The following is an 11,301-nucleotide window of genomic DNA, read 5'->3' as shown; positions in this document are numbered from 1 at the left end:
TCGAAGCAGATCGAGGTGCTGGCCAGCACGCCTTGGATGTCCGCCTGGCTGTAGACCTGCTGCGACCAGGCCACCAGTGCGGCGACGTTGCGATGAGCAATGGCCACGCCTTTCGGGCGGCCAGTAGAACCGGAGGTGTAGATCACGTAGGCCAGATTGTCGGCCACGGCGCGGGCTGGCAGGTCACTGTCGTCGCCGTCCAGATTCAGCTCATCGAGCAGCACGCTCGCGAACGCGCCATCGACCGCCAGTGCATCGAGCACCGCACGTTCGCTGATCAGCACGCGGGCTGCGCTGTCGTCGAGCATGTAGCTGACGCGCTCGGCCGGATAGTCCGGGTCCAGCGGCACGTAGGCGCCACCGGCCTTGAGCACTGCCAGCAGCGCTACCAACATCGACATGCCGCGCGGCAAGGCCACGCCGACCCGCACTTCGGGGCCGACACCCAGGCTCACCAGGTGGCGGGCCAGGCGGTTGGCGCGAGCATTGAGGGTGGCGTAGTCCAGTTGCTCATCGCCCCAGATCGCCGCCAACGCCTGCGGCGTGCGGCGTACCTGGGCTTCGATCAGGCGATGGATGCACTGGCTGCGGTCGAAGTCCAGGCCGTTGGCATTCCACTGCCGTTCGATACGGGTCCGTTCACGGCCCTCCAGCAAGCTCAACTGGTGCAACGGTGCCTGAGCGTCGGCACAGAACTGCTCCAGCAGGTGCAGCAGGTGACGCGCCACGCCCTCGACGGCGCTGTCGCGCAATTGTGTGCGGTCGTAGTTGAAATGCAGCGTCAGCTCCCGCCCGGCGGCCACCGCCAGGGTCAGCGGGTAGTTGCTTTGCTCGTGGGCACGTACCGCGCTGAAGCGCAGGCTCTGGTCGCCGCCCTGCTCCAGGGCCTCGGCGATGGGGTAGTTCTCGAACACCAGCAAGGTGTCGAACAGGCCCTGGCTACCCTGCTCGGCCCACCGCTGGATTTCGAACAGCGGTGTGTGCTCGTGCTCGCGCAGGGCCAGGTTGACGCCCTGGACCGTCTGCAACCACTGCGCCAGCGACACCTGCGGATCGGGCGCGGCGATCACCGGCAGGGTATTGATGAACAGACCGATCTGCTGCTCGATGCCCTTGAGCTCAGCCGGGCGACCCGCCACGGTGGCGCCGAAGCACACGCTGCGCTGCCCGGTATAGCGCTGCAACAGCAACAGCCAGGCGGCCTGCACCAGCGTGTTGACGGTCACCTTGTGCTGGCGCGCCAGCACGCCGAGGCGCGTCATGGCCTGGGCATCGAGGCCGGCATGATGATCGGCATAACCGCCCTGCCCGCCAGCCTGCGGCGCCGGCAAGGCACGCGACAGCCAGGTCGGGGCCTGCAGGCCGTCCAGTTGCTGGCGCCAGAACGCCTCACGGGCCTGCGCCGGCTGCCGCTGCAGCCAGCCAATGTAGTCGCGATAGTGCCCCGACGGCGCCGCGATGGCCTGGCCGGCATAGCGCTGCAGCACCTCGCCCAGCAATTGCGCGGTGCTCCAGCCGTCCATCAGGATGTGATGGCTGGTGAAGATCAGGTGATGGCTGTTGGCACCGTTGCCCACCAGCAACAGACGCAGCAACGGCGCCTGCTCCAGGTCGAAACCTTGCTCACGGGCTTCGCGTGCCAAGGCATCGAGCCGTGCACTGTCCGGCACCTGACCATCCCAGCGCACCTCGGTGAACGGCACCTGCACCTGGCGCTGCACCACCTGCAGCGGCCGGGTCAGCTCGCCCTGCCAGCGCAAGCCGGTGCGCAGGATCGCGTGGGCCTCGATGGTGGCCTGCCAGGCGGCCCGGAAGCGCGCCACATCCAAGCCCTGTACATCGGCGCGCATCTGGTTGATGTAGTCACCGCCCGCCTGGTCGTAGAGCGAGTGGAACAACATGCCGTGCTGCATCGGCGACAGCGGGTAGATGTCCTCGACGGTGCTGGCGTCCAGCTGCAGCGCATCCAGGCCGGCCTGGTCCAGCTCGGCCAATGGCACATCGGACGGGGTCAGCCCGGCGTGGCCAGCCTCGGTGCAGTGCTCGACCAGGGCGCCGAGTGCCTCGCGGTAGGCATCGGCCAGGCCTTGCACAGTGGCGACTTCGAGCATCTGCGGGCTGAAGGTCCAGCTCAGGCTCAACTGGCCGTCGTACACCTGGCCATTGAGGGTCAGCCAGTTGCCCAGTTGCGCAGCATCGCCCTGCTCGCGGCCACGGGCCTCGCCACTGGGGCGCAGCAATGCCTGTTGCGGGTCGAAGCTGGCGTCGAACTGGCCAAGGTAGTTGAAGGTGATACGCGGCTGCGGCAGCGCCTGCAGCGCCGCACGATCATCGGCGCTGCCAAGGTAACGCAGCACGCCGAAGCCCAGGCCCTTGTCGGGCACCGCGCGCAGTTGCTCCTTGACGCGCTTGATCGCGCTGCCCAGGTCGGCGCAGTGGTCCAGGCGCACCGGGAACAGGCTGGTGAACCAGCCAACGGTACGGGTCAGGTCGATGTCGTCGAACAGCTCCTCGCGGCCATGGCCTTCAAGCTGGACCAAGGCGCTGTCGCTCCCGCACCAGGGCGCCACGACCCGTGCCAGGGCGGTCAGCAGCAGGTCGTTGACCTGGGTGCGATAGGCCGCCGGTGCTTCTTGCAGCAGGCGCCGGGTGGTCTCGGCATCCAGCCGGGTGTGCACGGTGTGGGCCAGGGCGTTGGCCAGCGAGCCCTGCGGGTCGTTTACCGGCAAGTCGCGCGGTACGCCGGCCAGTGCCGTCTGCCAATAGGCCATCTGCCCGCGCATATCGCCCTCGGCCGCAGCCGCCAGGCGCTCGGCCCAGGCCTTGAGCGAGCTGGTCTTGGCCGGCAGCACGCACGGCTGGCCAGCGTCCAGTTGGGTCAGCGCCTGTTGCAGGTCATCGAACAGGATGCGCCAGGAAATACCATCGACCACCAGGTGGTGGATGACCAGCAGCAGACGTTGGCTGCCGTCGGCGAGCTGCGCCAGCACCGCGCGCAGCAGCGAACCGTCTTCCAGCGCCAGGCTGCCCTGGGCGCGGTCGGCCAGGGCCTCCAGCGCAGCGTCGTCCTCGACCTCGGCCTGCCACAGCAAGGCCGACTGCTGGTAGAGCGCCTGCATCGCCTCTGGGGTTCGGAAGTAGGCGCCCTGGGCGCCGAACGACAGGCGCAGGGCATCGTGGTGGTTCACCAGTTGGCTCAGGGCTGCGGTGAGCGTCTCGGCCGACAAGGCGCGGGCGGGCTTGAGCCAGACCGACTGGTTCCAGCGCGCAGGTTCTTCAGGCAACGCGGCGAAAAACGCCTGCTGGGCCGGCAGCAGCGGCAGGCTGCCGTGCACCGGGCCCTGGTCGATGACCAGCCCCTGCCCGCCCAGCTCGGCGACCTGGGCCAGGGCGCGGATGGTCTGGTGCTGGAACAATTGTTTGGGAGTAAAGCGAATACCCGCCTGGCGCGCACGGCTGACCAGCTGGATGGAGACGATCGAGTCGCCGCCCAGTTCGAAGAAGTTGTCGGTCACGCCCAGCGCCTGGCACTTGAGCACGTCCTGCCACAGCGCGTGCAGGCGCAGTTCCAGGTCATTGGCCGGTGCGACCTGCTCGCTGCCCGCGTTGGCTTCAGGCAGCGGCAACGCCTTGCGGTCGAGCTTGCCGTTGCTGGTCAGCGGGAACGCGTCCAGCAGCAACAGATGGTTGGGCACCATGTAGGCAGGCAGCTGCCCTTGCAGCGCCTCGCGCAGGGCCGCCGCCAATGGCTCGTCCTGGCCCGGCTCGGGCACCACGTAGGCCAGCAACTGCTGCTCACGCGCCAGCACCAGCGCCTGGCGGACACCCGGCAGCGCGCCCAGGCGCGCCTCGATCTCGCCCAGCTCGATGCGCAGGCCGCGGATCTTCACCTGATGGTCGATACGCCCGAGGTAGTCGATCACCCCGTCGTCGGCCTGGCGCACCAGGTCGCCACTGCGGTACAGGCGCGCGCCGGGTCGGCTGGAGAACGGATCGGGCACGAAGCGCTCGGCGGTCAGGGCCGGGCGCTGGTGGTAACCGCGCGCCAGGCCTTCGCCACCGATGCACAGCTCACCGGCAGCGCCCGCCGGGCACACGTGCAACGCCTCGCCCAGCACGTAGGCGCTGGCATTGTCGATCGGCATGCCCAGCGGCACTACCGCCCCTGCCAGCACGGCCGGGACTTCGCACGCGGTGCTGTCGATGGTCGCCTCGGTCGGGCCATAGAGGTTGACCAGGCGCCCTTGCCAGCGCTCGCGCAGCTGTGCACACAACTGCTCACTCAGGGCCTCGCCGCCGCACAGCACGGTGCGCAGGCTGGCCAATTGCTCAGGGCGTGCCTGGGGCAGCATCGCCTGCAACAGCGACGGCGCCGATTGCAGCACGGTGATGCCGTGCGCCTGAACCTGCTCCCACAGTTGCGCCAGCGACTCGTCCTGCCCCGGCGCCGCCAGTACCAGGCGCGCGCCGCAGATCAGCGGCAACCAGAACTCCCACACCGACGCATCGAAGCTGATCGCGGTCTTCTGCAGCACGCGGTCCTCGGCCGTCAGCGGCAAGCACTCGCGCATCCATGCCATGTGGTTGCCAAGGCCGGCATGCCGCACCGCCACGCCCTTGGGCTGGCCGGTGGAGCCGGAGGTGTAGATCAGGTAGGCCAGGTGCTCGCCATCCACCGCAACCTGCGGCGCGATGAAATCCCCATCCTGCACCGCGCTCGCAGGCTCGAGCGCCAGCACGTCCAGGCCCTGCGGCAGCGGCAGTTGCGCCAGCAGGGTTGGCTGGGCGAGCAGCAGGCCGATGCCGCTGTCGTCGAACATGTAGGCCAGGCGCTCGGCAGGATAGGCCGGGTCGAACGGCACATAGGCCGCACCGACCTTGAGCACGGCCAACAGCGCCACCACCAGCTCCAGGCTGCGTTCGGCAGCGATGCCCACGCGCACCTCGGGGCCGACGCCACGGGCGATCAGCTCACGTGCCAGGCGGTTGGACCGCGCGTCGAGCTCGGCATAACTGCACTGCTGCCCGGCGCAGACCACGGCGACGGCCTGCGGCGTGCGCTCGGCCTGGGCCTGCACTTGCAGGTGCACCGGGCGAGCATCGGCATGCGCCACCTGCGGCCCCTGGGCACGCAGGCGCACCTGCTCGGTTTCGGCGGCGCTCATCAGCGCCAGCTCGGCGCAACGCTGGTCAGGCTCGGCGACGATGGCCGCGAGCAGCGTTTGCCAGTGAGCGACCAGGCGCTGCACGGTGTCGCGCTCGAACAGGTCGGTGGCATAGGTGAAGGCGGCGATCAGCGCGTCGTCGGACTCATGGGTTTCCAGGGTCAGGTCGAACTGCGCGGTGGGGTTGTCCCAGGCCACCCCTTCGACGCGCAGGTCACTGCCCGGTGCAGCCTGGGCCTGGCCGCGCGCCGGGGCACTGCGCTGGTGGTTGAACATGACCTGGAACAGCGGCGCATGGCTGAGGCTGCGTTGCGGTTGCAGGGCTTCGACCAGTTGCTCGAACGGCAGGTCCTGATGCTCCTGGGCGCGCAACGCGGTGTGCTTGACCTGCTCGAGGAAGGCGCGGAACGGCTGCTGCCCATCGATCTCGGCGCGCAGCACCTGGGTGTTGACGAAGAAGCCGAGCAACCCCTCGGTTTCCGGGCGGTTGCGGTTGGCCACCGGCACCCCGACACGGATGTCGTGCTGACCGCTGTAGCGGTGCAGGAACAGTTGGAAGCTGGCCAGCAACAGCATGAACAGGGTCGCGCCCTGCCCCTGGGCCAGGCTGCGCAGTTGACGGCTGAGGTCGGCATCGAGGCTCACCTCCAGACGCTCGCCACGCAGGCTCTGCACCGCCGGTCGCGGACGGTCGCCCGGCAGCGCCAGCAGCGGCTGCTCGCCACCCAGTTGCTCACGCCAGTAGTGCAACTGGCGCTCGCGCTCGCCGGCTTCCATCCAGTGCCGCTGCCAGATCGCATAGTCGGCGTACTGGATCGGCAGCGCCGCTGCCACGGGGGCCTGCCCCTGGCTGAATGCACCGTAGGCCCGCACCAGTTCGCCGATCATGATCTGGATCGAGGCGCCGTCGGCGATGATGTGGTGCTGGACGATGGCCAGCACATGGTCGTGCTCACCCACCTTCAGCACGCTGGCACGCACCAGCGCGCCGTCGAACAGGTCGAACACCTGCTGGGTCAGGGCTTCGACCCGGGCCTTGATGCAGGCATCCAGCGCCGCATCGCCCGGGGTGCCGGCAGCCAGTTGCTCGTGCGCCAGGGGTAGCCCCGCGGGCGGCAGGATACGCTGGCTCAGGCGCCCGTCCTGCTCGGCAAAGCGGGTGCGCAGGCTTTCATGGCGCTGCTCCAGCCAGTCGAGGCTGCGCTGCAGGGCGTCGATGTCCAGGTGGCCGCGCAGACGCAGCACGGTCGCCAGGTTATAGGCGGTGCTGCCAGGGTCCATCTGCCAGAGGAACCATTGACGCTCCTGGGCGTAGGACACCGGCAGCGTTTCGAAGGCTGACTGCACCTGCGGGATCGGCAGGTTGGCCGGGGACACCCCCTCCGCCAGCATCTTCTCCAGGTACAGGCGGCGCTTTTCCAGCGGCAGGGTAATGAAGCGCTGCGCGATTCTCAGGGCTGCTTGGGTTTCCATCAAACTTCCTCCATTTCGTCAAGCAGCCATTCGAGCTTGCTCAATTTCGATTCATCTACCACCTGCCCGCCTGCCTGGCCCAGCGCCTCGGCGAACTGCTCCAGCACCGGCGCCTGGAACACCAACTGCGGCGACAGCTTCAGACCCAGCGCCAGTTGCAGGCGCGAGACCACGCTGACAGCCAGCAACGAATGCCCGCCCAACTCGAAGAAGTGGTCGTGCACGCCGACCTGCTCCAGTTGCAGCACCTGCTGCCAGACCTCGGCGACCTGGCGTTCCAGGTCGGTACGTGGCGCCTGGTAGACCTGGCGTGAAGCGCTGGCGTCGACGGCCGGCAAGGCCTTGCGGTCGAGCTTGCCGTTGGGGGTCAACGGCATGCGTTCAAGCACCTGGATATGCGCCGGCACCATGTAGGCCGGCAGCCGCTCGGCCAGGCTCTGGCGCAGCGCCTCGCGCAGGCCATCGCTGCCCGCCTCGGCGGCCTCCAGCGGCACCACGTAGCCCACCAGCTGTGCGCCGCCCGCGCCGTCGCGGGCAATCACCACGGCCTCGCGGACCTGCGGATGGTCCTGCATCAGGGCCTGGATCTCGCCCAGCTCGATGCGGAAGCCGCGGATCTTCACCTGATGATCCAGGCGTGCGAGGTACTCCAGGGTGCCATCGGCCAGGTGGCGCACCAGGTCGCCCGTGCGGTACAGCCGCGCGCCATCGTCCGCGAACGGATGCGGCACGAAGCGCTCGGCGCTCAGTGCCGCGCGGCCGTGGTAGCCGCGGGCCAGGCCCTCGCCACCGATCAGCAGCTCACCGGCCACGCCCGGCGCCACCGGTTGCAGGTCGGGACCAACGACGAACAAGGTGGTATTGCCGATGGCCTCGCCCAGCAACGGTGCCGGCTGTGTGGCCTCCAGGCGTCGGCGTGCCGACCAGATGGTGGTCTCGGTGGGGCCATACAGGTTCCACACTTCGCCCCCCAGGGCGAGCATGCGCAGGCTCAGTTCCGGTGCCAGCGCCTCGCCCCCGCAGAGCATGCGGCAACCACGCAGCAGCTCGGCCTGCGGGTTGTCGAGCAGCATGCGCCAGGTCGACGGCGTGGCCTGCACCACGTTCACGGCCTGCTCGCGCACCACCTCCAGCAGTTGCTCGGGATCGCGTGCAGCCTGGCGATCCACCAGCACCACACGTGCGCCGCGCACCAGCGGCAGGAAGATTTCCAGACCGAAGATATCGAACGAGAAAGTGGTCAGCGACAGCACCCGGTCGTGGGCCTGCAACCCTGGCGCAGCCGCCATGCTGTCGAGGAAGTTGCCAAGCCCCCGGTGCGGGACCATCACCCCCTTGGGCCGTCCGGTGGAGCCGGAGGTGTAGATCACGTAGGCCAGGTGGTCGTCAGCCACCGCCACCTGCGGGTCATGCGCCGCCCGCGCGTCCAGCGCATCCGACTCCGCTGCCAGCAGCATCTGCTGTACGCCCTGAGGCAGGGTGCGCCGTTCGGCCAGGTGGGGCTGGGTCAGCAGCAGGCCGATGCCGCTGTCCTGGATCATGTAGTCCAGGCGCTCTTCGGGGAAGTCCGGGTCCAGTGGCACGTAGGCGCCACCGGCCTTGAGCACGGCCAGCAATGCGACCAGCATTTCCAGGCCACGGTCCAGGCACAGCCCCACCAGGCGGTCTGGCCCCACACCCCGGGCGATCAGGGCGTGGGCCAGGCGATTGGCGCGCAGGTTGAGCTCGGCATAGCTGATCGATTCCGTGCCATAGACGGCGGCGATAGCCTGGGGCTGGGCCTGAGCCATGGCCTCGAACTGACGGTGCACTGGCAGCCAGCTCACATCGTGGCCGACCTGGCCGCTCCAGTCGTGCAGCACCTGGCGGCGCAGGTCCGCCGGCAGGCTGTCGACCTCGCCCAGCGGGCGTTCGGCATCTTCGACCAGGGCGTCGAGGATCTGCGCCAGTTGCGCCGCCAGCCCAGCGATCTGCGCCGGGGTGAAGCACTGCGGGTCGAAGCTGTATTGCAGGCTCAGTTGCTCGCCGGCGTTGACCAGCAGGGTCAAGGGGTAGTTGGTCTGTTCGAGGTTGTCGATGGCACCGAAGCGCAGGCCATCCGGTGCACGCGCCTGCAGCACGTCCGACACTGGATAGTTCTCGAACACCAGCAGGCTGTCGAACAGGGCTTCACCACCCTGCCCGGCCCAGCGCTGGATGTCGAACAGCGGCGTGTATTCATGCTCGCGCAGACTCAGGTTCTGCGCCTGCAGGCCCTGCAGCAGGCTGGCGACACTGTGCTGGGCGTGCAGGGTCAGCGCGACCGGCAAGGTGTTGATGAACAGACCGACCTGCTGCTCGACGCCCGCTAGCTCCGACGGGCGCCCCGCCACCGTGGCACCGAAGCACACGGTCTGCTGCCCCTGATGCCGTTGCAACAGCAACGCCCAGGCTGCTTGCAGCAAGGTATTGAGGGTGACTTTCTGCTCGCGGGCAAAGGCCGCCAGACGCGCGCTGCGCGGGGCATCGAACACCTGGTCGTGCTGAGCGTGGGCCTGCTCACCGCTGGCAGGCGTGACGCCGCGCAACACTTGGGCCAACAGGGTCGGCTCGTCCAGTTCGGCCAGTTGCGCGCGCCAGAAGTCCTGGTTGCCCTGCTGATCCTGGCGAGCCAGCCAGTCGATGTAGTCGCGGTAGCGTCCGCGCGGCGCGTCCTGTGCCTGGCCGTTGTAGTGCTGCAGCACTTCGGACAGCACCTGGGCGTGGCTCCAGCCATCCATCAGGATGTGGTGATAGGTGTAGATGAAGTGGTGACGGCCTTGGCCCAGGTCCACCAGCAGCAGACGCAACAGCGGCGCACTGGCCAGCTCGAAACCCTGCTGGCGCTGGGCATCGGCCAGGGCCTGGAGGGCCGGGGCTGGCGCGTCCAGATCCCACAGGTCATGGACGCTGAAAGGCACCTCGAGCTGCTGGCGAACCACCTGCAGCGGCTGGGCCAGATCACCTTCCCAGACGAAGGCGGTGCGCAGGATGTCGTGGGCCTGCACCGTGGCCTGCCAGGCGGCATGGAAGCGCTGTGGGTCGAGGCCATCGATGTCGACACGCATCTGGTTGATGTAGTCGCCGCTGGCCTGCTCGTAGAGGCTGTGGAACAGCATGCCTTGCTGCATTGGCGACAGTGGGTAGAGGTCCTGGATTGTCTGCGCCGCCACTGGCAGGGCATCGAGCTGGGCCTGATCCAGCCCGGCCAGGGGGAAATCCGACGGCGTCACGCCGGCGACACCAACCGTGCAGCAATGGCCGACCACCGCCACCAGCTCACGCTGGTAGTCCTCGGCCAGACGCTGCAGCGTGGCGATATCGAAGCGCTCGCGGCTGAAGGTCCAGCTGATCTGCAAGCGCCCGTCGAACACCTGGCCGTTGAGGTTGAGCCAGTTGTCCAGCGGCGCCTCGGGTGAATGCTCGGCGCCACGGTTCTCCCCGGCAGGCAGCCAGGCAGGCGACTCGTCGGCAAAGCTGGCATCGAGCTGGCCGAGGTAGTTGAAGGTGATGCGCGGGGTCGGCAGCGCACGCAGGGCGTCGCGCACCGAGGCGTCGCCCAGGTGACGCAGCACACCGAAGCCCAGGCCGTTATCAGGGATCGCGCGCAGTTGCTCCTTGATCTGCTTGAGCGAGTCGCCCAGGCCTGCCGCCGGGGTCAGGCGCACCGGGAATACACTGGTGAACCAGCCGACGCTGCGGGTCAGGTCGAGGTGCTCGAACAGGTCTTCGCGGCCATGGCCTTCCAGTTGCACCAGGGCGTGGTCGTGGCCAGTCCAGCGGCAGATCACACGGGCCAGGGCCGTCAGCAACAGGTCGTTGATACGGGTGCGGTAGGCGGCGGGCGCCTGCTGCAACAGTTGCCGGGTCTGCTCGGCATCCAGTGTGCTGTGCACCGTCACGCCGTCGCAGTTGCGATTGGCGGTGTCCGGGCGTTGGCACGGCAGGCTGTCGTGGGCGCCTTCTAGCGTTGCACGCCAGAAGTCCAGCGACTGTTGCAGGCGCGGGCTTTGCGCGGCGCGTTGCAGTTCGCCAGCCCAGTCACGCTGCGAGCTGGTCTTGCCCGGCAGGGCCAGGGGTTTGCCGCTGCTCAGTTGCTCGAGGGCCAGTTGCAGGTCTTCGAACAGGATGCGCCACGACACCCCATCCACCGCCAGGTGGTGGATCACCAGCAACAGGCGCTGGCTGCCGTCCGGCAGGTCCGCCAGCACGGCGCGCAGCAGCGGGCCATCGCCCAGCGACAAGCTGCGCTGGGCCGATTCGGCCAGGGCTTCCAGTTCATCGGCAGTGTTCAGGGTGCGTTGCCAGAGCAGCTCGGTTGGCTGCTCGCCAAGCGGACGGTAATGCGCCTGCCAGCCAGCATCGCTTTCGGTGAAGCTCAGGCGCAGCGCATCGTGGTGCGCGACCAACGCCTGCAACGCTTGCTCCAGGTAACCCGCATGCAGCGGCTGGGCCGGCTTGAGCAGCACCGACTGGTTCCAGTGGTGACGCTCGGGGATGTCGGTGTCGAAGAACGCTTGCTGGATCGGCAGCAGCGGCATCTCGCCAGTCAACGGGCCCTGCTCGATCAGTTGCGCACCCTCGCCTTCCTGGGCAACGGTCGCCAGCCCTTGGACGGTCTGGTGCTGGAACAGCGCCTTGGGCG

The 11,301-nt window shown here is 68.4% G+C and carries 2 protein-coding genes; both read right to left on the bottom strand.

What is annotated here, in order from left to right:
- On the bottom strand, nucleotides 1–6,638 hold a 6,638-nt coding region (locus F6X62_RS25490), incomplete at its 3' end, for a non-ribosomal peptide synthetase (protein WP_178117590.1).
- The coding region (locus F6X62_RS24165) for a non-ribosomal peptide synthetase (protein WP_153774937.1) at nucleotides 6,638–11,301 on the bottom strand (4,664 nt) is incomplete at its 5' end. The genes F6X62_RS25490 and F6X62_RS24165, both read right to left, overlap by 1 nt.

Source organism: Pseudomonas sp. MNR3A (assembly GCF_009650575.1).
GTDB classification, from domain to species: Bacteria; Pseudomonadota; Gammaproteobacteria; order Pseudomonadales; family Pseudomonadaceae; genus Aquipseudomonas; species Aquipseudomonas machongensis.
Note: the sequence above shows the minus strand (reverse complement) of the source record. Positions and strands in the feature narration are given on the sequence as shown.